Genomic DNA, 25,584 nt, shown 5'->3' with positions numbered 1-25,584 from the left:
CCGCCGAAGCCGGGCTGCCGCTCGGCAAATTCATCGTGCCCAATCCGTTCGGCCCGCTCGAGCAGCTCCGGTTTTGTACCTATCTGGTGAAATACTGGGCGCGAAACGAGAGACCTGAGGTTCGCACCCCCGACTACATCCGCGACAATATCCCGGTCGATCGCCTCGCCTGCGCCTATGCCGATTTTGTCGCGCTTGACCCTGCAGATGCAGCCGCCACGCGCTGCGGACCGAGCGGTTATGCGGAGAGCCAAGGCCAGTTCACCGCGCGCTTTGCCCGCGAACTCGGGCCACGGCTGGGGATCGCAACGCCGTTCACGCTGGCCCGCCAGACCGACTTCGCCGAACCCATGACCCGGATCGGCCTGGGCAGTGCAGAACCGGCCTGGGACGAGACGCGCTTTTGGGATGCGCTCGCGGCGGACTATGCCCGCCGCGTCATTCCAGCCGCGAAGTGAATTGACGCGCGGTCCTGCTCGGTTAAGGAATTTCCCGCTTTGCCAGATACTTTCCCGCCTTCCGCTATAGCGCTCGACGCGCCCGGCCCGATTGCCGGGGTGCGTCTGGCGACCAGCCGGGTGATCGGCGATGCCCGGGGCCAGTTTGCGCGGCTGTTTGATGCGCACCTGCTGGCTGAAATGCATGGCGCGCGGCCAATCGTCCAGATCAACCTCAGCCTGACCCGGCAGCCCGGCACGGTGCGCGGCCTGCATTACCAGACCGCCCCCGCGCTTGAGGCAAAATGGGTGCGCTGCCTGCGCGGCCGGGTGCTCGACGTGGCGGTCGATCTGCGCCAGGGATCGCCCACGTTCTTGCAGCATTTTGCGGTCGAACTCAGCCCCGATTCCGCGCAGGCGCTGTTCATTCCCGAAGGCTGCGCACACGGCTTTCAGGTGCTCGAGCCAGACAGCGAACTGCTCTATCTTCACACTGCGCCTTATGATCCGGCGCACGAAGGCGGACTGCGCTGCGATGATCCCGCGCTTGCCATCGCCTGGCCGCTGCCCATCACCGGTTTGTCACAGCGCGATGCCAATCACCCGCTGATCGATCCCGCATTTGAAGGTATCCCCTTATGAACTGCCGGCATTGCGGCGCTGCTCTGACCCAGCAGGTAATCGATCTGGGCCACCAGCCCGCCTCCAACGCCTATCTGACGGCGGCGCAGCTGGAGGGAACCGAAGGCTATGCGCCGCTCAAGGTCTATGTCTGCCACCAGTGCTGGCTGGTCCAGATCCCCTCGTTTCACGCCAGCCACGAGCTGTTTACCGCCGATTACGCCTATTTTTCATCGGTCTCGCAAAGCTGGCTCGATCACGCACAGGCCTATGTCGCAACAGTGACCGAGCGGTTCGGCCTGACCAGTGATGACTGGGTAGTCGAGGTGGCCTCAAACGATGGCTATCTGCTGCAATATGTCGCGGCACGCGGCATCACGTGCACCGGGATCGAACCCACCGCCTCCACCGCCGCAGCGGCGCGCGCCAGAGGAATCGAGAGCATCGAGCGGTTCTTCGGCGCGGATCTGGCGCAGGAACTGGTTGCCAGCCGCGGCCATGCCAGCCTGACAGCGGCGAACAATGTGCTGGCCCACGTGCCCGATATCAACGATTTCGTCGCCGGCTTCGCGGTGTTGCTGGCCCCCGAAGGCGCCGCGACTTTCGAATTCCCGCACCTCGTCAACCTGATCGATGGCTGCCAGTTCGATACGATCTATCACGAGCACTATTCGTACCTCTCGCTCACCACGGTCGAGAAAATCTTCGCCGCGCAGGGCCTGCGCGTGTTCGATGTCGAGGAAGTGCCGACCCATGGCGGATCGTTGCGGGTCTATGCCTGCCATGCCGATGCCGCCCACGAAGCGAATCCTGCGGTGGCCGCGATGCTGGCGCGGGAAGAAAAGGCCGGCGTTACGAATCCGGCCTGGTACGCCGGGCTGGCGGCAGAGGCAGAGCGGATCAAGCTCGACCTGCTGGACTTCCTGATCACCGCGCGGCGCGCGGGCAAGCGGGTCGCCGCCTATGGCGCGGCGGCCAAAGGCAACACGCTGCTCAACTATGCCGGGGTGCGCGCCGATCTGGTCGATTTCGTCTGCGACGCTGCGCCCAGCAAGCAGGGCCGTTTCCTGCCCGGCAGCCATGTGCCGATCCTGCCGCCGTCTGCCTTGGCGGAGCGCAAACCCGATTACGTGCTGATCCTGCCGTGGAACCTGACCGCCGAAATCACTGCGGCCCAGGCGCAGGTGCACGATTGGGGCGGCAAGTTCGTGGTCGCGGTGCCGGCCCTCACGTTTCTATAAGATCGGGGCCATCGGGGCCCCAGGCCAGCCGGTTAAGCAGCGCACGGCGCGTTTCGCTGGCGGATATGAACATCCGCGTCTGCTTGTCCGCCACCAGCAAGCCCTGCTGCTGCCCTGCCCAGAAGGTTTCGCTATCGGCCCAGTCGGGCACATCGTGGGCGCGCCCAGTACGATCGACCACCAGCACCTTGCCGCCCAGTTTCCAGATCTGGCGCGAGAGATTGCCCCAGCCGCTTTCGAAAATCGAGGTGTCGGGCTTGGTGCGGAACGGCGGCAGGTTCAGCCGCAGCACCGTATCGCGCGCGATCACGAAGCCGTTGGTGCGCAAATGCGGATTTGGAAACGGCGGATAGGTCAGCGCGACCTTCCAGAAGCCCAGCAATCCGCGCAGCTTTTGCAGCGCTTGCGGCACCCCGGGATAGTGCATCCGCCGCACTCCCGATGAAACACTGCGCCGCGATCCCGATGTGCCGGCCACCCCGCCGGGTGCCGCTTCAAGCGCGCAGACCAGCTTGTCCAGCCAGCCATCGACCAGAATTTCGGACAGCGAGTTGAGGAAGCAATAGCGCGCGTAAGGCTGGGCCCGGGCCACGGTGAAATAGGTGCCCAGATCGATCCCCTGATCGGGCATCAGCAGCAGGCGATAGGGCAGGCCATCAAGGTACCGCGCAAAGGGTGCGAAATCGGCCTCATCCGCAAACTGCTTGGCCACAATGATCAGATCGTGCGGCCGCCCGGCGGGGTGGCGGCGATAGCTCTCGACAAATCGGGCAAAAGCCGTCTCGCCATAGCTTTTGACGGCGAGGTGGACCAGCGCGAGATCGTGTGTCGGCGCAACCGTCACGTGGGCTTCTTCCAGGCAATCGCCGACAGTGATCGGCGCTCTTGATCGCTCGCGCACGCATATTTTCCGGTTTGATTGTCGCCAATCAACAGATCGGCCTGATCGTCTTGCCAGAATGTCCCGCTACGGTCCCATTCCCGTGCCAGATGCGTCTTGCCCATGGCATCGACCACGCCGACTTTTGCACCGTTTGCCTGCACTTGCCGGGTCAAGCTTCGCCGCCCGCTCTCAAAGCGCAGCGCATCGCGCTTGCCGGAGATATCGGGCACCGACAGTGCCATCATTGTGGCGCGCTGGATGAGGAAGGCATTGGTGCGCAAATGCGCATTGGGGAAGCCGGGATAATCGGCCCACCGCTGAGCGAATCCGACAAAAGCGCGTACGCGTTTCAACGGCCCGAACCACTTGCTGGTGCGCAGGAGATTGCGGTGATGCCCCGACGACACGCTTTGCCAGGATCCGGTTGCCCCGACAACACCACCGGGCAATTGATCGAGGGCCGCGCACAGGTATTCAAGCCAGTCATCGTGCAGAATGACAGTGCGCGAATTGCAGAAGAAATATCGCTCGAACTGCATCATGGCGGCAATGCGGGCATAGCTTCCGATATCCAGCCCCTGATCGGCAACCCGCACGAGTTCGAATGGAATGCCGCCAAGCCTTTCCGCCCATGGACCAAACGCGCGGTCGCTGCCGAACTGCTTGGCCGCCAGAATCAGTCTATGCGGACGACCGGCATGATGCCTGCGGTAGGACGCGATAAACGCGTCAAACGGCGCGAACCCGTAGTCCCGCACAACGAGGTGAACCACAGCGAGGTCATTCCCGAGATTTTGCGCGGTGACCAAACTTTTGTCCTAACTGCCTGGCGGTCGCTGGAATATCAAGGAATAGCCGGCACCATCGATCGCCCCGGCGACACGATGCTTCGCGCGTAGCCTTTGCCATCCGAGCCGGTACAGAACCGTTTTCAATCCGGGGATGTTGAACGCGCGACGGAAAATTTCCGAGCGCCAGCCATGTTCTTCCAGCATCAGTCCCAAGTGGTCATCACTGGTCGCCGCAACGAGAGCCAGTCCTTCGTTCTCACAAAGCTGTTTGACCAGCGCGATGGGCAGGAAATGAATATGCCGAGGCGCATCAAGGTGCACCCAGTGCTTGCCAAGAACCCTGAACTGCGCACTTTCAGGGTTCGGAGCAGCCACGACCAAAATGCCGCCCGGATTCAATCTGCGCGCCGACGCCCGGAGCACCTCCCATGGTCGCGGCAAATGCTCAATACTGTGCCACATACCGATCACATCAAAAGACTCGTCCAGGTTCTCAAGTGTCTCCGCCGGGTCGAACGATTGGATCGCCTTGATACCGCAGCGCCTCAGCAGATCGACGCAAGCTGAATCGCGCTCGATGGCACTCACGGCATAGCCTGCCTGCTTGGCGCTATAAGCGGTCAGTCCGATCCATGGCCCAATCTCAAGGAAGGTGCCAGTTGGCTGGAGTTTCTTGATGTGATCCAGCCGATACGCGTCACCCTTGGCGACTTTGGCCAGATCGGCTTCGCTTTCCGGAATTGGCTGATAACCTTCAGCATAATAGCGATCGAGGTCAGCGGGAACCGGATCGAGAAAAACGTGGCCATTCTCGCCGCGCCAATAGGCAAACTGTCCGGGCAGGCCGCGGTTATCTTTTGCCGCGAACAGGAATTCGGCTGGCCTTCCAGTAAGGGTTTCGATTGCAATATTTGGTTTCTGGCCAGCAGACATCTATGCAAACCTCTATTCGGAAACTTCTTAGCGAACGCGGGAGGTGTCGCGGAAGTTCCGCAATAATCCTTTAATTTCAGGAAGCAACAGCAAGCACGCCGCTTGCGCGAGCGCTCCGGCAAGGGCGATTGCGAAAAAGGCGGACCATGGCGTCAGCGAAGCCGGCAACAGCAATCGCGCAATCCCCAGGATCGACGCTGCTATCGCAAATGGCACCCCAAGATCCCGAAGATACCAGCGCGCTTTCTCTCCGCGCAGCAAGCGCGCATGCATAACGGGCACTTCAAAAAGCAGATAGCCCAGGGTCAGCGAGAGCCACGCCATCGCTGCACCCAGCGTGCCAAAGCGCGGCACAAGGTAGAGCAACAGGGGGACAAACAACGCCACGGCGATCACGTTTTTCCAGATCGAAAGGCTGGTCCAGCCATGCGCGAGCTGGAGCGAGAACGGGAGAAACATGATCGCAAGGCACATGTTCCCCAAAATGAGCCAAGGCAGCACCCGCCCGCTTTGGGCGATCGCCTCGGGGGTGCTGAGGTAGAGCCGCAGCAATTCGGGCGCGAACAGGGCAATGGTCAGCGCGGCCGGCATCACCAGCACGGCCAGCGTGCGCGACGCCTTGTGATAGACCGCGCTTTCCTGGTCCGCTTCGCCCCTTTGCACGGCTGCTGTCAACGCCGGGAAGCTTGCCGTTTCGACTGACGATCCGGCATTGAGCAGCAACTGTGCGATACCTGCAGCCACGGTGTAATAGCCGAATTCCCTGAGGCTTAGCAGGCGGGTCAGCAGCAGCTTGTCGAGCTGGGTGAGCACCAGCGACAACAGCGTGATGCCCATTATGCCCAGCGAGAAGCCGGCGGATTCGCGCAGCAGCGCGAAGCGCACGCGCGGCCGGTCACCATCAAGGTGCAAGGCGCGCCACACCGCGAAGCGCAGCGCGGCCACCTGCAGGGCAAAAATCACCAGCTGCCAGCCAACGAACAGATCGACCCGCGGCGCGCCCAGCCACAGCACCAGCACCGCCCCGCCCCCCGCCGCGGTTGCAGCAGCACTGGTGATCAGGTTCACGCTGACCTGCCGCTGCATCCCTTGCAGCGCGCCGACATAGAGCGAGACCGGCCAGCGCACCACGGCTACTAGCCCCATCAGCTGCACCCCGCGCCGCGCCTGATCGAGCGGGATGGTGTGCAAGGTGATCCAGTGGGTGACCACGAAATCCGCCATCAGCGCGATGGCCCCGCCGATCAGCAGCGCAATCACCCAGTAAATCGCTTCGAAGGTGCGCATCATCGCGCGCGCCTTGCTGCGCTCCTCTGCGTGGGCCCCGTAGCGGGCGATCTCGCGATTGGCGGTCAGCGACAGCCCGAAATCGAGCAGCGCGAACAGCGCAACCAGCGTGGTGTAGAGGCTGATGAAGCCGTATCCTTCAGCGCCGATGAAGGTCAGGTAGACCGGCACGAAAATGAACGACATCAATGCGTTCCAGCCGCGCGCCAGCAAGTTTGCGGCGATGTTGACATTGAGGCCGGTTCGCATAGGACCGCAGCTAGCCGTGCCTGCCCGCCCCGGCAAGGGCGCGCGGGGCAAATGCCCAACAATGGATCGCCAGAACCGCCGTGACCCAGCCGATCACCGTTGTCATCCCCACGCGTGAACGCGCCGACACGCTGCGGCACTGTCTGGAAACTGTGGTCGCGCAGAACTGCGACCGGCTAAAGATCCTCGTTTCGGACAATGCCTCAAGCCCGGCGACCCGCGCTGTGGTGGAAAGCTTTGGCGATGCCCGCATCCGCTATGCCAACACTGGCCAGCGCCTGTCGATGGCGCACAACTATGAATTCGCGCTCAGCCATGTCGATACCGGCTGGATCGTCATGCTGGGCGATGATGATGGGCTGGTGGCGGGCCGCCTGGAACCCACCGTCGCGCTGCTGGAGGACAGCGGGCTGAGAGCGTTGAGCAGCGAGACCTGCTTCTACAACTGGCCCAAGGTGGTTTCAGCGCGCGAACCGGCGTTGACGGTTCCGCTTGGCAGCGCCGTGGAAACCGTACGTAGCCAGGACGCGGTAGCAGATATCCTGCGCGTGGTGCGGCCCAAGGCGCGGCTGCCGCAAACCTACACCGGTGGGATCATTCATGCCGATGTGATCCGGGCGGCGCGGGCCAAGGACGGCAGCTTTTTCCGCTCGCAGATCCCCGACATCTATTCGAGCTTTGCAATCACCGCGACGGTCGAGCGCTTTGTTTACAGCACGGCCCCGTTCGCGATTGCCGGCCGGTCCTCGCACTCGATCGGGGCCGCACTGTTCAAGCTGGAGCCGAACGCGTTTCTGGAAGAGGAGCTGATCCCGTTCCACGTCGATTTTCCGCTGGGCGATCTGGCCACGCTGTCATTCTCGATGCCGGCGATCCAGTTTGAATGCCACACCCAGGCGGCATTTCTGCATCACGGCCAGACCGGGGTTTCGAAGCAGCGCATGCTCGAAGTGATCCTCGCCAACACCAAGACCGGGCGCGCTGAGATCATGGCCTGGGGGCGCACCTTTGCGGCGCTGCACGGACTGGATTACGATGCTGCGGTGCAACGGATTGCGGCGGTACGGCATGAAAGCCGGTTGCTCGATGGCTGGCGTTCGGCCCGCAATCTGATCGCCTGTGCCCGGCTTTACGAAGGCGATCCGATGCCGCTGGCCAATGTCCGCGAAGCGAGCGAGACAGCGGCGGCACTGCTCGCCGATCCGCCGAGCCGGATGCTATCGGTGCTCAAAACGCTGAAGCGGCGCTACGTCTGAGCGAAAGCGACGCCCAGCGCGACAGCATCGGCCAGATAGGCCTCAAGATCAGCAACGCAGGCATCGCGCGGCGATTGGCCGCGTTCAAGCACAGCCTGATACCAACCGGCGGTGCGTTCGATCGTCTGGCCAAACTGCCAAACCGGACGCCAGTCCAGTTCGCGAGCGGCCTTGTCGATCGACAGGCGCAACAGCCCGGCTTCGTGCAGCGCGGCAGGATCGTGACCATCATTCCAGCCGGGACGACCCCAGGCGGTCAGCATCGCATCGGCCAGATCACCCACGCTGCGCGCAGCATCGGGGTCTGGGCCAAAATTCCACCCTTCGGCAAAGCGCGCACCCTGCTCTGCGGCCAGCTTCGCGCCAAGCCAGAGATAGCCGCCGAGCGGTTCGAGCACGTGCTGCCACGGCCGCAGTGCCTGCGGATTGCGCAGTATCGGACGTGCGTTCGCCGCCAATGTCCGCGCCAGATCGGGAACGATCCGGTTCGCCGACCAATCGCCCCCGCCGATCACATTGCCGGCCCGCGCGCTGGCCATGGCGACCCCGTGTTCTGGCAGCTTGCCGGGCGCAAAGAAGCTGCTGCGCCACGAAGCCACCGCCACTTCCATCGCCGCCTTGCTGGCGCTGTAGGGATCATGCCCGCCCAGCGGATCGTCCTCACCGTAAGCCTGCCCGGTTTCGCGGTTGAGATAGACCTTGTCGGTGGTGACCATCACCACCGCCGCACGTGCGCCGGTTTGCCGGATCGCTTCCATCAGGTTGATCGAGCCGGTGACATTGGTGGCAAAGGTTTCCACCGGCCGGGCATAGCTTTCCAGCACCAGCGGCTGCGCGGCGAGATGGAAGACGAAGTGCGGATTGGCGGCCGCCAGCGCCACCTGCAGCGCCTGGGAATCGCGCACATCGCCGATTGTGTGCGAAATGCGCGAAGCGATGTCGGCTTGCTCGAACAGGCTGGGATCGGTGGGCGGGATCAGCGAATAGCCGAAAACTTCTGCCCCCAGCCGTTCCAGCCACAGGCACAGCCACGATCCCTTGAACCCGGTGTGCCCGGTTACGAAAACCCGCTTGCCCGCATAGGCCCCGCCGAACATCAGATCAGCGTTTCCACGGCGCCTGGCCGCTGTCCCACATCTCGTTCAGCATCTTCCATTCGCGGTAAGTATCCATCGGCTGCCAGAAGCCCGCATGTTCAAACAGCATCAGCTGGCCGTCTTCGGCCAGGCGGCGCAGCGGCTCCTGCTCAAAAACCAGGCCGGGATCGGAATTGAGGTATTCGAACACGCGTTTGTCGAACACGAAGAACCCGCCGTTGATCAGGCCCTCGCCGGTCTGCGGCTTTTCGCTGAAGGCGCTGACCCGTTCGCCATCGGCCGCCATCACCCCGAACCGGCCCGGCGGGCGCACGCCCGTAACTGTGCCGATCTTGCCGTGGCGACGATGAAATGCGACCACATCGGCGATGGCGATGTCGGCTACACCATCACCATAGGTGAAGCAGAACAGAGCCTCGCCATCCAGCCGATCGCGCACCCGCCACAACCGCGCCCCGGTCATCGCATTGACCCCGGTTTCGATCAGTTCGATCCGCCAGTCCTGTTCGGGGAAGTTGCCGGCTTCGAATTCGGCTTCGCCCGGTCGTCCCGGACAGACCGTGATATCGGCCACCTGGGCATGGAAATTGAGGAAGTATTCCTTGATCGACCACGATTTGTAGCCAAGGCACAGCACGAAATCCTTGACCTGGCTGGCCGCATAGATCTGCATGATGTGCCACAGGATCGGCCGGTCACCGATCCGGATCATCGGCTTGGGAATATCGTCGGCCACGTCGCGAATGCGCGTGCCCTGACCGCCGCAGAGGATAACTGCTTTCATCGCGCCCTAGCTATCGCGAACGGCTGGTTTGGCAAGCACTTACCGCGTGGGAACCGGGGCATCACCCGTATAATCATAGAAGCCGCGCCCGGTCTTGCGGCCCAGCCAGCCGGCCTCGACATATTTCATCAGCAGCGGCGCGGGGCGATACTTGCTGTCGCCGGTTGTGTTGTACAGCACGCGAACGATATCGAGGCAGGTATCCAGCCCGACGAAATCGGCCAGCTCCAGCGGGCCCATCGGATGATTGAGCCCCAGCCGGCAGCCCTTGTCGATATCGGCGATGCTGGCCGTGCCCTGCCCCAGCACGAACACCGCCTCATTGATCATCGGCAGCAGGATCCGGTTGACCACGAAGCACGGCTCATCCTCGGCCAGCACCACCTGCTTGCCCAGGCTTTCGGCAAACATGCGGGTGCGGGCTACGGTATCCTTGGCGGTGGCGAGGCCGGGGATCACTTCGATCAGCCCCATGATCGGCACCGGATTGAAGAAGTGCAACCCGATAAACCGCGCCGGATCGGGCGAGGAAGTGGCCATCCGGGTGATCGGGATCGAGCTGGTGTTCGACGCCAGGATCGCATCCGCGCGCAGCACCTTGCCTGCGGCTTCGAAGATCTTGCGCTTGATCTCTTCCTTCTCGGTCGCCGCCTCAATGATCAGATCGGCATCGGCCATCGGCGCATAGTCCGCCACCGGCGTGATCCGGCTAAGCGCAGCGGTCGCTTCCGCAGGCGTGATCTTGCCGCGACCGACCAGCTTGGTCAGCGCCTTTTCGATGCCCACCTTGGCCTTTTCCGCCAGCGCAATATCGACATCGGACAGCAGCACCTTGATGCCGTTCTGGGCGATCGTCTGGGAAATCCCCGAACCCATCTGCCCCGCGCCAATAACGCCAACTGTCCGCATTCGATCGTCCTTCGCAACTGCAGCAAGGCTGGCTGGGTAGCTGCGATTGGAGGGGAATGCTAGGGCGGGTGGTGAGATTTTGGCGGAGGCAGCTATGCGGCTTTTGTTGGCAAAAGCAGTCTTACCGGTCACGACAACGTTGCGGACATTCGCCCTACCCGTCTTCTGGCCAAGCTGCTTCGTCTTCGACTGGCTTCGGCAGTCGCCCCTCCAGCCAATCGGCAACCGTTCCCGGCCTCATTTCGGGATCGTCGCACTCGATCACCCAACTAAGGTAATCGCGCGGACCGCCATTGAGGTATGACGGCGGAGAAACCGGCTTGAAGACGGTCGGCAGGTGCTCCGAAAGCGATAGCTCGTTGAGAACGTATGCGATTTCTTGAACGGTATTCCATGCAAGATGATGGTCGACGTCCAGTGAGAACTTCACCCACCATCCGGCATCGCTCATTCCCGAACCAAAGCCGCCCCACGGCGTATCGTTGGTCTGAACAGCAGGTATCCTTGTCAAAAAGGTGAGTAACTTGTGAAAGCCACGATCATGCTTGGTCATGTCCATAGGCGGCCACCATAACTGAGGAACGAACGCTTTCCACCCCATTCCTGCCGTTCGGGTCACTTTCCGCGCCTCACGATAGCTTCCGCCCATTCAGGCCCGCCCCATCACGATTTACCGGTTCTGCCCCGGCACCCACAGCACATCACCGGCACCGTTATCGTTGATCGCGCGGGCCAGCACGAACAGCAGGTCGGACAGGCGGTTGAGATAGGTCAGCGCGGCCGGGTTGACCGGGTCTTGCTGCGCGAGCGCCACGGCCGATCGCTCTGCCCGGCGCACCGAGGCGCGAGCAATGTGGACGCGCGCGGCGGCTTCGCTGCCGCCGGGCAGGATGAAGCTGGTCAGCGGCGGCATCGCTTCGTTGAGGCGGTCAATCGCCGCCTCGATCCATTCGGACTGGCTGGCGACGATGCGCAAGGTCATTTCCGATGAGGCGAAATCATCGCCCGGGGTGGCAAGATCAGCGCCCAGATCGAACAGGTCATTCTGGATGCGGGTTATCATCGCGGCATGATCGCTTTGCGCCAGTTCAACCGCACAAAGCCCCAGCGCGGAATTGCTTTCATCCACTGCGCCGATCGCTTCCATGCGCGCGGCATGTTTGGGCAGGCGCGAGCCATCGACCAGCCCGGTCGTGCCATCGTCACCCGTGCGGGTGTAGATCTTGTTGAGCTTGACCAATTTACTTCTTGGCCGTGAGCATTACCAGAAACACGACGCCGATTGCCGCAGCCTGATAGATGATCCGCCGGAACATCAGGCTGTTCTGTTTCAATTGCATTGCAGTTGGGCCGCTGCCCTCAGGCCGGTCGATATCCTCACGCGTGGAATGAAGAAACGCGGCAGCGCCGCGCACCAGGGTGATAACCGTGAGCGCCATCAGCACCATCACGACCGGGACAAGAAGGTAAATCATGACGAGCTATCTACGCCTTCCAGAAGCGAAAGACCAGCGGGCAGCACCCTGTCTCTAAGGGCAGCGGCCAGTGCCAGACCGTCCGCCCCGGCGCGGCGCAGATCGCCCAGCGCAGGCGATCCGCGCCGTTTGGCCAGCTTGCGGCCATCGGCTTCGACCAGCAGGCCGTGGTGGTGCCAGACCGGGGCCGGCAGACCGAGCAGCGCCTGCAGCAGGCGGTGGACATGGCTGGCGGCGAACAGGTCCTGCCCGCGCGTCACCAGCGTGATATTTTGTGCCGCATCGTCCAGCGTTGCGGCAAGGTGATAGCTGGCGGGCGCTTCCTTGCGCAGCAGCACCACATCGCCGAACAGTTCTGGCCGGGCTTGCTGCTGGCCTGCCAGTTCATCGGTCCAGGTTAGCGGCCCGGCGCGTTCCATCGCCCGCGCCAGGTCGATCCGCCAGGCGGCACCTGCGGGATCGTCATCCCGGCCGCGGCAGGTGCCGGGGTAGAGCGGGCCATCGGGGCCGGCCTGCGTTGCAGCCCCTGCAATCTCGGCGCGCGTGCAAGTGCAGGGATAGAGCAAGCCCATCGCCTTGAGCCGCTCCCCCGCTGCGGCATAAGCACTGAGCCGGGATGACTGGAATGTTACCGACCCATCCCAGGCCAGCCCCAGCCATTCCAGATCGGCCAGCATTTCAAGCACCAGATCAGCGCGGCTGCGGGTGCCGTCGATATCCTCGATCCGCAGAACAAACTTACCGCCGCGCGCCCGCGCCAGATCGTGCGCGACGATCGCGGCATAGGCGTGGCCCAGATGCAGCGGGCCATTGGGGCTGGGGGCGAAACGTGTCCGATGTGTCACAAGCCGCTTGTCCTGTGGATTGCTTGCCGTGGCAAGGCTTGACGCATGGCCGCGCGCCATGTTCATTGCCGCTATGCGTTGTCACAAAGCCGCCACCGCCCGCAGTTACAGGGGGCCATGCTCAAGTCGGAACTGATTGAGCGCGCGGCCCGGTTCCGCAGCGCAGAGGGCGATCCCTCCCGGCATCTGTCCGATTGCCCGGCGCTGGTATTGAACGCGGATTATACCCCGCTCAGCTATTATCCGCTCAGCTTGTGGCCTTGGCAAACCGCGATCAAGGCAATATTTCTCGAACGCGTCGATGTCGTCGCCTCCTATGCCCGCGAAGTCCATTCGCCCAGCTGGACCATGCCGATCCCCAGCGTGATCGCACTGCGCCAATATGTGAAACCCAGCGAACATCCCGCCTTCACCCGCTTCAACCTGTTCCTGCGTGACCGGTTCGAATGCCAGTATTGCGGTAGCCCGCACCAGCTGACTTTCGATCATGTGATCCCGCGCCGCCTTGGCGGGCGAACCAGCTGGGAAAACGTCGCCACCGCCTGCGCCCCGTGCAATCTCAAGAAAGGCGGACGCACCCCGCAACAGGCCAGGATGCCGCTGCTGATGCATCCGATCCGCCCGACCAGCTGGCAATTGCAAGACCGCGGCCGTGCCTTCCCGCCGGGTTATCTCCACGAAACCTGGCGCGATTGGCTTTATTGGGATGTCGAGCTGGAGGCGTAATCGACGTGCGCGGCGGTGTGCTCTACCTCAAACTGCGCTGATCGGCTGCGCTGTGGCTTGATCCTTGCGGCCCAGCCTGATCACGATCCGGGCGGAGATCCACCATGCAGCCAAGGCCGTGGCAATGCCCGCAATCGCATCGATCAGGTAATGCGATCCGGTGATGATCACCGTGCAGATCATCAGAATATTGAGTGTCAACATCGGCCACTTCAGCCATTTGAATTGCCACGTCGCGGCGATGAACAGCACCCCGCCAATCGCGTGGAAGCTGGGGATCGAAACCAGCCCGCGCGCCGCTTCGCCGATATCGCGCATCGTGCCGTCGCGCAGCGCCTGGATCGCCGGGCCGGTCTTCCACGGAAAGAAGCGTTGCAGGCTGCCGAAGACGTCTTCCTGAACCCCGTGCAGCACATAGGGGCCGGCCGCCGGCGCAAAGGGAAAGATCGCCACCGCCGTAAACAGCGCCAGGTACCAGGCGGTGAGATAGGTCCACAGCCTCTCGTCCCGCCAACAGATGGCCAGCAGCATCGGCACCGCGATCGACTGAACGCCGAACGAGATATAGATCCGCTGCGACGCGACGGTCAGATCAGGGTTGTCGCGGTAGATTTGCAGCAAGGCTGGAAAGTCAAACCCCAGCGCGCGGTCGGCGGCATTGAGCGTTTCGTCGATAAACGGGAAGCTCTCGGCCGCAAGAAACGTGGTAGCGATCACCGCCAGCCCGCCGGCAATGCCGGGCAAGGCAAATGCCTCAAAAATCAGCGCCACCCGCGTGAAATGCCGCCGCCGCAGATAGAACGCGAACAGGATCGCTGCGCAGATCATCGTGTAGATTGACCCGATCGCATAGGCGCCGAGATAGAAATCGCTGAATGCGAAGTAGAGCACTTCAAGCACCACGATGACCACGAGCAGCGCGTAGATCACGCGCGAGCGGGGATCGAGGACCGGAGCCCGCGCCGGGTTGTCCAGGTTGGCCACGATCGCATTGTGCATTCTACGCAAGATATTCATGCCGCTTCCCCCTGCGGTGTTCAGTGCACCCCTGCGAGTGCTTTTTGTCGGCGTCGCTGCAGCGACGAACCAAGCCCGATCGCCTCGCGGTATTTGGCTACGGTGCGCCGCGCCAGATCAAAGCCCTTGGCCCCCAGCAGATCGACCAGCGTATCATCCGACAGGATTACCTTTGGATCCTCGGCATCAATCAGGGACACGATCACGCCCTCGATCGCTGAAGCCGAAACGCCGCATGCGCTCAGTCAGGCGATCCACCGTCCGTTTTCAAATCCGCCCGGTCTGCATCGCCGCGCGCCAGCAAGCGTTCGAGCGGGTGCGCGAACAGCATCAACATTACTGCGCCGGCGATTGGCAGGGTGGCGGTGAGTAGGAAGTATTTGGTCGGTCCCAGCGGTTCGTAAAAGCGCCCCAACCAGCCGAGCAGGAAGAACCCGAGCGCGCCTGACAGCGAATAGAGCGCAAACATCATGCCATTGACCGATCGCGGCGCGTAACGGGCTATCAGCGCGCGGGCTGGCGGATCGTTCCAGCCATAGGAGAGGTCGAGCACAAGATAGAACAGCAACCAGCCGTATACCGGGACTTGCGGCATCAGCGAGAAGCCGGCGATCAGCAAAAACGACGCGGCGGCAATAATGTTGGCGATGCCGATCTTGCGGATGTCGTGCGGCTCACGTCCTTTGTCCGCCATTTTCGCCCAGATGCGATTGGCAATGAACACCCCGACGATTGTCAGGATGCCATCGGCAGTCAGCGCCCAGGTTACCGGAATTTCGAACCCGCCAACCCTGCGGTCAACCGCAGTGTCCGCCCAAATTACCATAATGCCGTAAGCCTGCTGGACCGCTGCAAAGAAGAACAATTTGGGGAGATAGAGCAGAATCAGTCCCCCGACCGACTGCCATTGCCGCCGGGTCAGCGGTTCGGCTTTGCCGCCTTGGGCGATAACATCGGGCGGAAGGTGGCGGCGCCCTGCCAAGTAAGTGCCAAGGCCGATAAGCATTCCGATCCCTGCCGCGCCAAAGCCCCAGTGCCACCCAACCCGCTCGCCCAACGTGCCCGAGATCAAGGGTGCTACCAGCGCACCAGCATTCACTGCCATCAGGTAGATGCCGAAAGCGCGAGTGCGGCGGGTATCGTCCGGTGAGTAGAGCCCGCCGATCTGTGCGGCGAGATTGCTGATGAACAGCCCGCCGCCGATAATCAGCAGCAGCAACGCCAGCAGAAATGCCTGCTCGACCGCCATCGTCAGGTGCCCGGCGCTCATCAACAGCGCGCCGATAGTCACGGTCTTGGTTCGCCCCAGGACCCGGTCACCCAGCCAGGCTCCGACCAGCGGCGTGACCAGGATGAACCCAGAATAAAGCCCGAAGGTCTGCGCCGCGAGTGCCAGATCGGTCATCGGCCCGAATATCCGCTCAAGGACGCTGCGATAGACGCCAAGCCCCGCCACCTTGCCAGAATTTTCCGGCAACAGCAGATACTTGGTCATGTAGAGCATCAGCAGCGATTGCATCGAGTAGAAGCTGAACCGCTCCCACAATTCGGTTCCGGCGAGGAAACCAAGCCCGCGCGGATGGCCAAAAAATGCGTGGTCAGTTGTGGCACCCGCTGCGGTTGGATCCGGAATAGTCTCGCCGTGCACGCCTGCTGCCGCGTCCTTCGTCGTCATCCTGCGAAAACCCCACCATACTGCACAATGCCCGACCGTGTTTCAGGCTAGCAGCAAATGGGTGTCCGACAACAGTTTTCAGCGCACCCCTGCAAGTGCTTTTTGCCGGCGTCGTTGCACCGATGAACCAAGCCCGATCGCCTCGCGGTATTTGGCCACGGTGCGCCGCGCCAGATCGAAGCCCTTGGCCTTTAGCAGATCGACCAGCGTATCGTCCGACAGGATTGCCTTTGGATCCTCGGCATCGATCAGCGTCTTGATCGCCGCCTTGACCGATGCCGCCGATGCCCCGCCCTCGCCGTCAACCGCGCCGACCCCCGAGGTGAAGAAGTACTTGAGTTCGAACGTCCCGCGTTCGCAGGCCAGATACTTGTTCGAGGTGACGCGGCTGACGGTCGATTCGTGCATCGAAATTGCTTCGGCCACTGTGCGCAATGTCAGCGGTTTGAGCTGCGAGACGCCGCGGCGGAAGAACCCGTCCTGCTGGCGCGCAATCTCGCTTGCCACTTTAAGGATGGTCTTGGCCCGCTGATCGAGCGCCTTGATCAGCCAATTGGCATCGGCCAGCTTTTCCGAAAGCCAGCCGCGTGCCGCCTTGTCGTCTACAGCGCCGCGCATTTCGACATAGTAGCTGCGGTTGACGATCAGGCGCGGCAGCGTGGCCTGGTTCAATTGCACGTCCCAGCCGCCATCGGCGCGCGGGCCGATCAGGATGTCGGGGGTTACCGGCTCGCCCCCGCCGCTGGCAAAGCGCAGGCCGGGCTTGGGATCATAGCCGCGCAATTCGGCCATCATCTCGGCGAAATCCTCGTCATCGATCCCGCACATCCGTTTGAGCCGGGCCAGTTCGCCGCGCGCCAGCAGATCAAGATTTTCGAGCAGCCGCGCCATGCAGGGATCGTGGCGATCGGCTTCCCTGGCCTGCAGCGCCAGACATTCACCCAGTGATCGTGCGCCGACCCCGGTGGGATCGAGTGACTGGACAAGTTCCAGCCCCCGCTCGGCTTCATCCAGCCCCACGCCGAGTTCGGCAGCCACTTCGCGCAGCGAAACCGTCAGGTAGCCCGCCTCGTCAAGCTGGTCGGCCAGGTGCCGCGCCACGAAGGCCAGCTGCGCATCGCGGCACATCGCGCCAATCTGGGCATGGAGGTGCTGCGCCAGCGAAACCGCGGTATCGGGCCGTTCGTCGATTCCCGGTCCGTCCTCGCCTGCCGCAAAGCGCAGCTCGGCACCCCACTCACCATCGCCGGTATCGCGGTCGCTATCGAGCGCGCCGCGATCAAGATCGAGCGGTTTGTCGTCTTCGGCCCGGCCTTCGCCGATCAGCTGGTCAACCGGCGAGCTTTCGAGCGTGGTGCGGCGCACATCAAGGTCTTCAGGCAAGGCCGCTTCGGCTGGTGCCGCCTCGCCCAGTTCGAGCAGCGGGTTTGCATCAAGTGCATCGCCAATAAAAGTCTCGATCTCAAGGTTCGACAGCGCCAGCAGCTTGATCGCCTGCTGCAATTGCGGCGTCATCACCAGCGATTGGCTTTGCCTTAGATCGAGGCGGGGCCCCAGTGCCATGGCTTGGTCCGCTATACCCCGAAGTGCATTACATGTAGTCCGAGCCGAGGTAGAGCGTGACCACGTTGTGATCCTTGACCATATCCTCCGGCGTGCCCGCAAACAGCACCTGCCCACCATAGATCACGCAAGTACTGTCCACGATGTCGAGCGTTTCGCGCACATTGTGATCGGTGATCAGCACCCCGATCCCGCGCGCCTTCAGGTCCAGCACCAGATCGCGGATATCGCTGATCGACAGCGGATCAATCCCGGCAAAAGGTTCATCGAGCAGCATGATCGAAGGCTTGGCCGCCAGCGCGCGGGCAATTTCGCAGCGCCGTCGTTCCCCGCCCGAAAGCGCCATGGCCGGGCTGGTGCGCAGCCGGGTAAGGCCAAACTCGCGCAGCAGCCGTTCGAGTTCCTCCGCCCGTGTCGCCCGGTCAGGCTCAACCAGTTCGAGCACCGCAGCGATGTTCTGTTCAACCGTGAGCCCGCGAAAGATCGACGTTTCCTGCGGCAGATAGCCCAGCCCCAGGATCGCGCGGCGATACATCGGGAGCTGCGTAACATCGACCCCGTCCATCAGGATCCGGCCCGAATCCGGCTTTACCAGTCCCATGATCGAATAAAAGCAGGTGGTCTTGCCCGCGCCGTTGGGGCCCAGCAGCCCCAGCACTTCGCCCTTCGCCACCCGCAGCGAGATGTCGGACAGCACCGCGCGCTTGTCATAGCTTTTGGCGATCGAAATGACTTCGAGTCCGCTGAACGCAGGGGCATCGGACGGGGCGGCGGCAAGGGTCTGGGTCTGGCTCATCACGCTCCGACTTAGGCAGCAAAAGCACACGGGGCAAGCATGCTTGCGGCAAACTGGCAGGTTTCGTGCATGACCTGTTGCACACAATCCTTAACGGCCCTTGATCCTGCACCGCATCGGTGTTTTACTGCCATGCAAATACAACGGGCGGAGAGAGCCATGGCAAAAGCGTGGAACGGAGCTGCGGCGCGCGGCAAGCCGATCGACTGGCGCAAGCGGATGAGCGACCATATCGCTTATGCGCTGCTGGTTTATACCGGGCTGCAGATTTTCGTCACCATGGGCGCTTTGCACGGCCGCGGCGGATCGCTGCTCCCCTATTTTGCGCTGATCATTCTTGTTGCCGGCATCATTCCGGCCTGCCGCCGTTTTGAAAAGCGCTGGAGCAAGCTGAACGACAGTCAGGCTGCCGATCCGGCTCTTGTCCGTTACTTCCGCCGCGATGTTGCGCTGTTGTGGCTGCTGGCAATCGGCCTGCCATTTGCGATCACCGGGCTGTTCAAGCTGTTGTCCCTGCTGGTGCGCTGATTGCGCTTTTGATCGGCAGTACCTAGATCGGCGGCTCCCAGCGCCAAGGAGCCGCACCCCTTCATGCTTACCCCGACCCAAGCCCAGGACCGCGCCGCTGCGCTGATCGACCTGGCTCTGCGCGCTGGCGCCGATGCAGCCGATGCGATCTATGGCGGGCAGGAATCGGAATCGGTCCAGGTCCGGCTGGGCGCGCTGGAGGATGTCGAGCGCAGCGAAAGCGAGCACCTTGGCTTGCGGGTCTTTGTCGGCAGCCGTTCTGCATCGATCGGAACCAGCGATCTTTCGGACGATGCCTTGAACGAACTGGCGCAGCGATCGGTGGCGATGGCGCGGCTTGCGCCAGAAGATCGCTTTGCCGGGCTGGCCCCCGAAGACCGCCTGCTGAAGGACGGACTGCCCGATCTTGATCTGGCCGATACGGCACAACTTGATCCCGCCGCTTTGCGCGAAATGGCCATGGCTGTGGAAGCGGCCGCGCTGGCCGTTGCCGGTGTAACCAATTCCGAAGGCGGCGGCGCAGCATCCGGGGCGCGTTCGGTCGCGCTGGTCACCAGCCATGGCTTTGCCGGGGCCTATGGCGGCACCAGCCGGCAACTGAGCGCCACCGTTATCGCTGGCGAAGGCTCTGCTATGCAGCGCGATTATGGCTGGCGCAGCGCGCACCACCTGGCCGATCTGGCCTGCGCCGAAGAGATCGGCCGTCTGGCCGGCGAACGCGCCGTAAAGCGCCTCAACCCTGGCCGGATCAAGAGCGGCGCAATGCCCGTGGTGTTCGATCCGCGCGTCGGCGGCAGCCTGATCGGCCACCTGGCGGGCGCGATCAGCGGCAGCGCCATTGCCAGGCGTGCCAGCTTCCTGCTGGACAAGGCGGATGCACAGATCTTCGCCCCCGGCATCACCATCATCGACGATCCGCGCCGCCCGCGCGCGCTGGGGGCACGGCCGTTCGATGGCGAAGGCCTGCCCACCGCGCGCCGCGAACTGGTCAGCGATGGCCGCTTGACCGGCTGGCTGATGGATAGCGCCAGCGCGCGCCAGCTGGGCCAGGCCCCGACCGGCCATGCCGCACGCGGCGCGGGCGGCGCGCCGGGGGTCAGCACTTCGGCGCTGCATCTCGAACCCGGTGCGCTGAGCGTTGCCGAACTGATCGCCGACATCACGGACGGGGTGCTGGTGACCGAACTGATCGGCAGCGGCGTAAACGGCGTGACCGGCGATTACAGCCGCGGCGCATCGGGCTTTCGCATTGTGAACGGTGAGATCGCCGGGCCGGTGGCCGAATTCACCGTGGCCGGCAACCTGATCGATATGTTCGCCGCGCTGACCCCGGCCAATGACATCGAATGGTATCGCAGCGTCAATGTGCCGACGATCCGGATCGACGGGATGATGGTGGCAGGGGATTAGGTCTTGTCAGGTGCGCTATTCGCCTCCGCGAATAGCTTGCAACACCAGCCCGCTCCCCCGGCCCGACCACCCCAAGGGTACCATGTAACGGGTGGTCGGGCCGGGGGAGCGGGCTGGTGTTGCACGGGACAGGCGGACGCCTGTCCGCACCGCCGTCAGGCGGTCAAAGACGCCTGATACCGCGCGATGCATTCCAGCACCACGCGCTTGGCATCGTCGGCATCGCCCCACTTGCCGATCCGCACCCACTTTTCGGGCTCCAGATCTTTGTAGTGAGTGAAGAAGTGCTCGATCTGCTGCAGCACGATCGAGGGCAGGTCTTTTTGCTCGCCGATGTCCGAATAGTACGGGAAGGTCGAATCGACCGGCACGCAGATCAGCTTTTCATCGCCGCCGTGCTCGTCTTCCAGGTTCAGCACGCCGATCGGCCTGGCGCGCACCACGCAGCCCGGAATGAAGGGTGAGCGTGACACCACCAACGCATCGAGCGGATCGCCATCGTCTGACAGGGTGTGCGGGATAAAGCCATAATTGGCCGGATAGCGCATCGGCGTGTGCAGGATCCGATCGACGAACAGCGCCCCCGATTCCTTGTCGAATTCGTACTTCACCGGCTCGCCCCCAACCGGGACTTCGATGATGACGTTGAGGCTTTCGGGCGGATTATCGCCAACGGGGATTTTTTCGATACGCATGGGCGCGCCTTTAGCGCTGCGCATGCTGCGCTGCAACACGCTTGCGATGGGCTCTACTTCCCTCCAGCCAGCACGTTTATGCAAAAGGCCAGCGCGCCGATGTTGAAAGTGAAGGACAGCAAGCACTGCCAGACCAGCACCTTGCGCACCGCCTGGCTGGTGACGTTGACGTCGGACGCGGCAAAGCTCATTCCAGCGGTGAGCGAGAAGTAGAGGAAATCCCAGTAGTCGGGCTCCGCCGTGCCGGGAAAATCGAACCCGCCGCGGATCGTCTTGCCGGTCTTGTCTGGGATGTAATGCAGATGCGCATAGTGCAACGTGAAAACCACGTTGGTGAACAGCCATGACAGGCCCAGCGTCGCGATCAGCAATCCTTTGGCCAGGCTCTTGCCATCACGGGCAGCGGGCAATTCGGCGATCAGACTGACCAGTAACACCCCTGTGACCAGCGCGGTGATGGTCAGCACGGTCAGGCGGTTGGCGTCGTTGGCCTCGGCATGGCGGCGCATGTCGGCGGCGCAGCGATCGCGGCTGAGCGGCCACAGCGCGGCCAGGAAGGCCAGCACCGCGCCATCGAAGCCAAGCACCAGGGCATTGGCCCACGACCATTCAGCCCCAAAATGCAAGGCTGGGATCATCGCCGCCAGCACCGCCACGAACACCACGAAAGCGGGCGGCGCAAAGCGTTTGCCCAGCCAGCGGGCAAAATGCCCGGCGGTTCCGCCCGTGCTCATTTACCCTTCGATTTAGGCATCGGCCGTTTTGGGCTGAGCAGCAGATCAAGCCCGGTCGGCAGCTTGCCCGGTGCGGCGCGTTCCAGCCACGGCCAGCGCAGCCCGCCGCTGTAGTTCACCGTCACCGTCTGAAAGCGGGTGCCGCGCTGCACCAGCAGCTCGATCGGCCCGCCATTCTTCGCCGCAGTGATCGCGGCTTTCAGCTTGTCGGCGTCATAGGTTTCACCGTTCACCGCCACCAGCTTGGCCCCCGGCACGATCCCGGCGTTGAACGCCGGGCTGTCCCACAAGGTGGCCAGCACTTTGCCGTCCTTGTCGAGCGTGATCCCGATCGAGAAGCCCAGCGTCAGCTGCTTGGCATCGGCCATGCGGGCCTTTTCGAAGGCGTTGGGCTCGTCCTTCCAGACCAGCGTGTAGCCGCCCAGTTCGATCCCCGCCACCGGCGCGGGCTGGCCGGGGGTGTTGATCCGGGTCTCGATGAAGCTGGCCCAATCATAGGGCGCAACCTGGTTTAGCTTGGTGACGATCTCGTCGGCCTCAAACGTCAGCTGGCCGTAATCGCCGTGGTTCATTCCGAAGAACAGCTTGGCGAAATCATCGATGCTGCGCTTGCCGGCGGTCTTCTGGCGGATGATCTGATCGATCTCGAGCCAGACCAGCGCGCCTTCGGTGTAATAGTCCTCGCTGCGGGCGAGCGAGGGGAACGGCTTGGCCTTGCGCGCAGCGAACACCGGATCGTGCCCGGTATCTTCTACCGAGCGCCAACGCCGCCCGGCCTGGACCGAAAAGCCGCCGGCCCACTGCGCCAGCATCCCCAGCACCACGTCCTTGCCCTGCAAGCCCGACCGCGCCGCCAGCACGGTGCCCCAGAACTGGTCCTGGCCTTCATAGGTCCACAGCAGATCGTCCTGCATCGGCTGGCGATAATCCGGCGTCCACAACCGCGCCGGGCGGCGGTACTTGCCCGACCATGAGTGCGCATATTCGTGCGGCAGCAGGTTGCGGTCAAATTCGTACTTGGCCCATTCGGTGAAGGCGGCCGGTTCGAGCTGGTTCTCGCTCGACCGGTGATGCTCCAGCCCGATCCCGCCCATCCGGTCGGTCAGCGCGAGCAGCATTTCGTAATGATCGAAATGGTTCGCGCCGAACGCCAGCCGCGCTTCGGTGACGAGGTGCCGGTGCAATTCGATCTGTTCGGGCTTGGCGTTCAGCTGCTCGGGCGAATCGGCCACGACGTTAAGCGTGACGTTCTGCCCAAGGTCCCACTTGCGGAAATACTTGCCTGCGAAAATCGGCGAATCGACCAGCACTTCATAGCTGGTTTCGGCCCACGACAACGTATTGCCCTGAACGCGGGCGCCATCGAGCGCGGTCGCGGCGGTCCAGCCCTGCGGCAAGGTGACGCTGGGCACCACGCGGATTTGCCGCACATAGTGCCCGGCGGGATAGAGGCTCATCTTCTCCCACTGCAGGTTGAGCATTTCCTGCGTCATAGTTATCCGCCCTTCGCTTGATTGCAGCGGGCTGGTGTGGATGAATTTGGCCACCACAGTGGTCGCGCCGGCCGGCACATCGATGTGGAACGCGAACACTTCCACCGGATCGCGCTTCCAGCTGAGCTGCTGCTCGCCGGCGTAGAAGTGCAGATCAGCCAGTTCGGCCATGGTGCCGCGCGGGCCGTGGTTGCCGGGCAGCCACTGCGGCAACAGCAGCGTCAGCCTGGCGGTTCCCGGCGCAACCGGGATTGTCTGGGTGACGCGGTAAGCGCCGCGTGCAATGTCGGTCGCATCCACATCCAGCCGCATCGCCCCGCCCGGATAGCGGGCATCGACCGCATCGGGCACAGCGCGCGAAAGCGGCACCGCCACGGGCGCGGAGAGGTTAGTGGAAGCTGCCGGCGCGGCCAATGCCATCGCCAGGACAGCCAAGGCGATCCCTGTTTTTCTGTTCATGGCCACGGACTTTGGCGGCAGGGCAGCCAAGGCGCAAGATATGACATGCCCTTTTCGACGAAGGCCAAACAAGCTAGGGGCCAGCGCCATGAACACACCGCAAGCTATCCGTGGCACCCAGGACATTTTCGGCGCAGAGGCCGATGCTTTCGCGCATGTCGTCGAAACCTTCGAACGCGTGCGCAAGCTCTACCGGTTCCGCCGGGTGGAAATGCCGGTGTTCGAAAAGACCGAGGTGTTCTCCCGCAGCATCGGCGAGACCACCGATGTCGTTTCCAAGGAAATGTATTCGTTCCGCGATCGCGGCGACGAATCGCTCACCCTGCGGCCCGAATTTACCGCCGGGATCGCCCGCGCTTACCTGACCAACGGCTGGCAGCAGCACGCGCCGCTGAAGGTCGCCACCCACGGCCCGCTGTTCCGCTATGAGCGCCCGCAAAAGGGCCGTTACCGCCAGTTTCACCAGCTCGACGCCGAAATCATCGGCGCGGCCGAACCACAGGCCGATGTCGAGCTGCTGGTGTTGGCCGATCAGCTGCTCAAGGAACTGGGCATTGCCGATGGGGTGACGTTGCAGCTCAATACGCTGGGTGACGGTGCCAGCCGCGAGGCCTGGCGCGCGGCGTTGATCGAATACTTCGAAGCGCACCGCGCCGACCTGTCCGATGATAGCCAGAAGCGCCTGACCGCCAACCCGCTACGCATCCTCGACAGCAAGGACCCGCGCGATCAGGCGCTCGTAACCGATGCACCAAAGATCGATTTGTTCCTGAACGGTGAGGCGCAGGACTTCTTCGGCGCGGTCACTTCCGGCCTCGATGCCGCTGGCGTCGCCTGGACCCGCGCCCCGGCATTGGTCCGCGGGCTCGACTATTACCGCCACACCGCGTTCGAATTCGTCACCGACCGGCTCGGCGCGCAAGGCACCGTGCTCGGCGGCGGACGCTATGACGGGCTGATGGAGTCGCTGGGTGGGCCGCATACCCCGGCGGTGGGCTGGGCTGCGGGGATTGAGCGGTTGGCGATGCTGGTGGCGGCAGTTAACGAAGAAGTTGCTGAAATCGTTGTATTCACCGAACACAATGGGATGGATTCGCTCGCTCTCCAAGTTAGCGAAGCTGTCCGTCTTGGTCCCCGACCGCTTAAAACCGAATACCTGTACAGCGGCCCGCGAAAGAATCGCTATAAGAAGGCCAAGGCGTCCGGTGCATGGCGAGGCCTTTCAGTGGAACCGCATGAAAACGCACTAGGCGTGGTCCGCATGCGCGACCTCAATGTAACGTTCGAGAACCCGATGCGGAACAAGGTCAAGGAAGCCTTAGAAAGCCGCTTCATTTGCGAAGAAACGGAAATCGCGAACGCTCATTCGTGGATACTGACTGAGCGCAAAGTAGCGTGAGCGCCACTCCACTTCGTCACCCTGAACTTGTTTCAGGGTCCATGTCGCCCCGCAGGCCGAAGCTCTGTGGCGAAGCAGTGCCGCGCCGTTTTGCGCCTTCGATGACCTCCGGGCTAACCGCACGATGGACCCTGAAACGAGTTCAGGGTGACGGAATATGGTTTGGGTCTGACTCGCTTAGCCCCTCCCCACTGGGGAGGGGTTGGGGTGGGGGTTCCACGCTAGCGCCGACGCGCGGCTTTGCCGCGCTCCCCCACCCCCAGCCCCTCCCCGCTGGGGAG

26 protein-coding genes and 1 pseudogene are annotated in these 25,584 nt (G+C 63.0%); 8 read left to right on the top strand and 19 right to left on the bottom strand.

Annotated elements, in window-relative coordinates:
* From RMN99_RS12495 to RMN99_RS12485, 3 genes are all read left to right on the top strand, one after another.
* A partial coding sequence (locus RMN99_RS12495) for a hypothetical protein (RefSeq protein ID WP_309623648.1) occupies nucleotides 1-458 on the top strand: 458 nt, incomplete at its 5' end.
* A gap of 39 nt (nucleotides 459-497) precedes the next feature.
* On the top strand, nucleotides 498-1,079 hold the full coding sequence (locus tag RMN99_RS12490) for a dTDP-4-dehydrorhamnose 3,5-epimerase family protein (protein WP_309623647.1): 582 nt from the start codon (nucleotides 498-500) through the stop codon (nucleotides 1,077-1,079).
* Nucleotides 1,076-2,299 carry a class I SAM-dependent methyltransferase gene (locus tag RMN99_RS12485; RefSeq protein ID WP_309623646.1) on the top strand — a complete coding sequence of 408 codons (1,224 nt, stop codon included), beginning with the start codon at nucleotides 1,076-1,078 and terminating at the stop codon, nucleotides 2,297-2,299. Before RMN99_RS12490 ends, RMN99_RS12485 begins: the two co-directional genes overlap by 4 nt.
* Here RMN99_RS12485 and RMN99_RS12480 read toward each other — a convergent pair.
* Genes RMN99_RS12480 through RMN99_RS12465 form a run of 4 tightly spaced genes read right to left on the bottom strand, consistent with a single transcriptional unit; the run spans nucleotide 2,286 to nucleotide 6,442 of the window.
* A complete protein-coding gene (locus RMN99_RS12480) occupies nucleotides 2,286-3,200 on the bottom strand; it encodes a hypothetical protein (RefSeq protein WP_309623645.1) in 915 nt (304 codons plus the stop codon). The two genes, RMN99_RS12485 and RMN99_RS12480, sit on opposite strands and share 14 nt — an antisense overlap.
* Nucleotides 3,140-3,991 (bottom strand): hypothetical protein, encoded by an 852-nt coding sequence (locus tag RMN99_RS12475; RefSeq protein WP_309623644.1) that lies wholly within the window; start codon nucleotides 3,989-3,991, stop codon nucleotides 3,140-3,142. The genes RMN99_RS12480 and RMN99_RS12475 overlap by 61 nt, the downstream gene beginning before the upstream one ends.
* A gap of 9 nt (nucleotides 3,992-4,000) precedes the next feature.
* Nucleotides 4,001-4,906 carry a class I SAM-dependent methyltransferase gene (locus tag RMN99_RS12470; RefSeq protein WP_309623643.1) on the bottom strand — a complete coding sequence of 302 codons (906 nt, stop codon included), beginning with the start codon at nucleotides 4,904-4,906 and terminating at the stop codon, nucleotides 4,001-4,003.
* A 27-nt stretch (nucleotides 4,907-4,933) separates the two neighbouring features.
* The gene (locus RMN99_RS12465) at nucleotides 4,934-6,442 is read right to left on the bottom strand and encodes an oligosaccharide flippase family protein (RefSeq protein ID WP_309623642.1); all 1,509 of its coding nucleotides are present in this window, start codon (nucleotides 6,440-6,442) and stop codon (nucleotides 4,934-4,936) included.
* A gap of 80 nt (nucleotides 6,443-6,522) precedes the next feature.
* Here RMN99_RS12465 and RMN99_RS12460 point away from each other — a divergent pair, with 80 nt between their 5' ends.
* Nucleotides 6,523-7,698, top strand: a complete 1,176-nt coding sequence (locus tag RMN99_RS12460; protein WP_309623641.1) for a glycosyltransferase family 2 protein — start codon at nucleotides 6,523-6,525, stop codon at nucleotides 7,696-7,698.
* Here the strand turns inward: RMN99_RS12460 and rfbG are convergent.
* From rfbG to gluQRS, 7 genes are all read right to left on the bottom strand, one after another.
* Nucleotides 7,689-8,795 (bottom strand): CDP-glucose 4,6-dehydratase, encoded by a 1,107-nt coding sequence (rfbG, locus tag RMN99_RS12455; protein ID WP_309623640.1) that lies wholly within the window; start codon nucleotides 8,793-8,795, stop codon nucleotides 7,689-7,691. The two genes, RMN99_RS12460 and rfbG, sit on opposite strands and share 10 nt — an antisense overlap.
* A gap of 4 nt (nucleotides 8,796-8,799) precedes the next feature.
* Nucleotides 8,800-9,579 carry a glucose-1-phosphate cytidylyltransferase gene (rfbF, locus tag RMN99_RS12450; RefSeq protein WP_309623639.1) on the bottom strand — a complete coding sequence of 260 codons (780 nt, stop codon included), beginning with the start codon at nucleotides 9,577-9,579 and terminating at the stop codon, nucleotides 8,800-8,802.
* Between the two features lie 39 nt (nucleotides 9,580-9,618).
* Nucleotides 9,619-10,488, bottom strand: coding sequence for a 3-hydroxyacyl-CoA dehydrogenase NAD-binding domain-containing protein (locus RMN99_RS12445; protein ID WP_309623638.1), 870 nt, complete (start codon nucleotides 10,486-10,488; stop codon nucleotides 9,619-9,621).
* Between the two features lie 154 nt (nucleotides 10,489-10,642).
* Nucleotides 10,643-11,047 (bottom strand): hypothetical protein, encoded by a 405-nt coding sequence (locus RMN99_RS12440; RefSeq protein WP_309623637.1) that lies wholly within the window; start codon nucleotides 11,045-11,047, stop codon nucleotides 10,643-10,645.
* Between the two features lie 111 nt (nucleotides 11,048-11,158).
* Nucleotides 11,159-11,728: a cob(I)yrinic acid a,c-diamide adenosyltransferase gene (locus RMN99_RS12435; RefSeq protein ID WP_309623636.1), complete on the bottom strand. Its 570-nt coding sequence runs from the start codon at nucleotides 11,726-11,728 to the stop codon at nucleotides 11,159-11,161.
* Nucleotide 11,729: 1 nt separating this feature from the next.
* Nucleotides 11,730-11,963 carry an HIG1 domain-containing protein gene (locus RMN99_RS12430; protein ID WP_309623635.1) on the bottom strand — a complete coding sequence of 78 codons (234 nt, stop codon included), beginning with the start codon at nucleotides 11,961-11,963 and terminating at the stop codon, nucleotides 11,730-11,732.
* A complete protein-coding gene (gluQRS, locus tag RMN99_RS12425) occupies nucleotides 11,960-12,808 on the bottom strand; it encodes a tRNA glutamyl-Q(34) synthetase GluQRS (protein ID WP_309623634.1) in 849 nt (282 codons plus the stop codon). The genes RMN99_RS12430 and gluQRS overlap by 4 nt, the downstream gene beginning before the upstream one ends.
* 117 nt (nucleotides 12,809-12,925) lie before the next feature.
* Here gluQRS and RMN99_RS12420 point away from each other — a divergent pair, with 117 nt between their 5' ends.
* Nucleotides 12,926-13,534 carry an HNH endonuclease gene (locus RMN99_RS12420; RefSeq protein WP_309623649.1) on the top strand — a complete coding sequence of 203 codons (609 nt, stop codon included), beginning with the start codon at nucleotides 12,926-12,928 and terminating at the stop codon, nucleotides 13,532-13,534.
* A 27-nt stretch (nucleotides 13,535-13,561) separates the two neighbouring features.
* Here the strand turns inward: RMN99_RS12420 and RMN99_RS12415 are convergent, their stop codons facing one another.
* The 5 genes and pseudogenes from RMN99_RS12415 to lptB form a co-directional block, all read right to left on the bottom strand.
* A complete protein-coding gene (locus RMN99_RS12415; RefSeq protein ID WP_309623633.1) occupies nucleotides 13,562-14,551 on the bottom strand; it encodes a phosphatase PAP2 family protein in 990 nt (329 codons plus the stop codon).
* Nucleotides 14,552-14,571: 20 nt separating this feature from the next.
* Nucleotides 14,572-14,781, bottom strand: a pseudogene (locus RMN99_RS12410) (RNA polymerase sigma-54 factor); the annotation flags it as partial.
* Between the two features lie 11 nt (nucleotides 14,782-14,792).
* Nucleotides 14,793-16,226: a peptide MFS transporter gene (locus tag RMN99_RS12405; protein WP_309623632.1), complete on the bottom strand. Its 1,434-nt coding sequence runs from the start codon at nucleotides 16,224-16,226 to the stop codon at nucleotides 14,793-14,795.
* Nucleotides 16,227-16,304: 78 nt separating this feature from the next.
* Entirely contained in the window at nucleotides 16,305-17,789 is a 1,485-nt protein-coding gene (gene rpoN, locus RMN99_RS12400; protein WP_309623631.1) for an RNA polymerase factor sigma-54, read from the bottom strand.
* Nucleotides 17,790-17,817: 28 nt separating this feature from the next.
* Nucleotides 17,818-18,585, bottom strand: a complete 768-nt coding sequence (gene lptB / locus RMN99_RS12395; protein WP_309623630.1) for an LPS export ABC transporter ATP-binding protein — start codon at nucleotides 18,583-18,585, stop codon at nucleotides 17,818-17,820.
* A gap of 159 nt (nucleotides 18,586-18,744) precedes the next feature.
* On the opposite strand from lptB, the gene RMN99_RS12390 reads away from it, so the two are divergent.
* Complete coding sequence (locus RMN99_RS12390) at nucleotides 18,745-19,113, top strand: hypothetical protein (RefSeq protein ID WP_309623629.1); 369 nt, start codon at nucleotides 18,745-18,747, stop codon at nucleotides 19,111-19,113.
* A gap of 63 nt (nucleotides 19,114-19,176) precedes the next feature.
* Nucleotides 19,177-20,523, top strand: a complete 1,347-nt coding sequence (locus RMN99_RS12385) for a TldD/PmbA family protein (RefSeq protein WP_309623628.1) — start codon at nucleotides 19,177-19,179, stop codon at nucleotides 20,521-20,523.
* Nucleotides 20,524-20,678: 155 nt separating this feature from the next.
* Here RMN99_RS12385 and ppa read toward each other — a convergent pair whose 3' ends face one another.
* From ppa to RMN99_RS12370, 3 genes are read right to left on the bottom strand one after another with little or no spacing between them, the layout of a single operon-like run.
* Nucleotides 20,679-21,218, bottom strand: coding sequence for an inorganic diphosphatase (gene ppa, locus RMN99_RS12380; protein WP_309623627.1), 540 nt, complete (start codon nucleotides 21,216-21,218; stop codon nucleotides 20,679-20,681).
* Nucleotides 21,219-21,271: 53 nt separating this feature from the next.
* A complete protein-coding gene (locus RMN99_RS12375; RefSeq protein ID WP_309623626.1) occupies nucleotides 21,272-21,952 on the bottom strand; it encodes a DUF1345 domain-containing protein in 681 nt (226 codons plus the stop codon).
* On the bottom strand, nucleotides 21,949-23,904 hold the full coding sequence (locus RMN99_RS12370; RefSeq protein WP_309623625.1) for a peptidase M61: 1,956 nt from the start codon (nucleotides 23,902-23,904) through the stop codon (nucleotides 21,949-21,951). The genes RMN99_RS12375 and RMN99_RS12370 overlap by 4 nt, the downstream gene beginning before the upstream one ends.
* Nucleotides 23,905-23,992: 88 nt before the next feature.
* Here RMN99_RS12370 and hisS point away from each other — a divergent pair, with 88 nt between their 5' ends.
* Nucleotides 23,993-25,303, top strand: coding sequence for a histidine--tRNA ligase (gene hisS, locus RMN99_RS12365; protein ID WP_309623624.1), 1,311 nt, complete (start codon nucleotides 23,993-23,995; stop codon nucleotides 25,301-25,303).
* Nucleotides 25,304-25,584: the final 281 nt, after the last annotated feature.

Source organism: Novosphingobium sp. (assembly GCF_031417815.1).
Taxonomy (GTDB): Bacteria; Pseudomonadota; Alphaproteobacteria; order Sphingomonadales; family Sphingomonadaceae; genus Novosphingobium.
The sequence above is the reverse complement of the archived record's forward strand: the minus strand, read 5'-3'. Positions and strand labels throughout refer to the sequence as shown.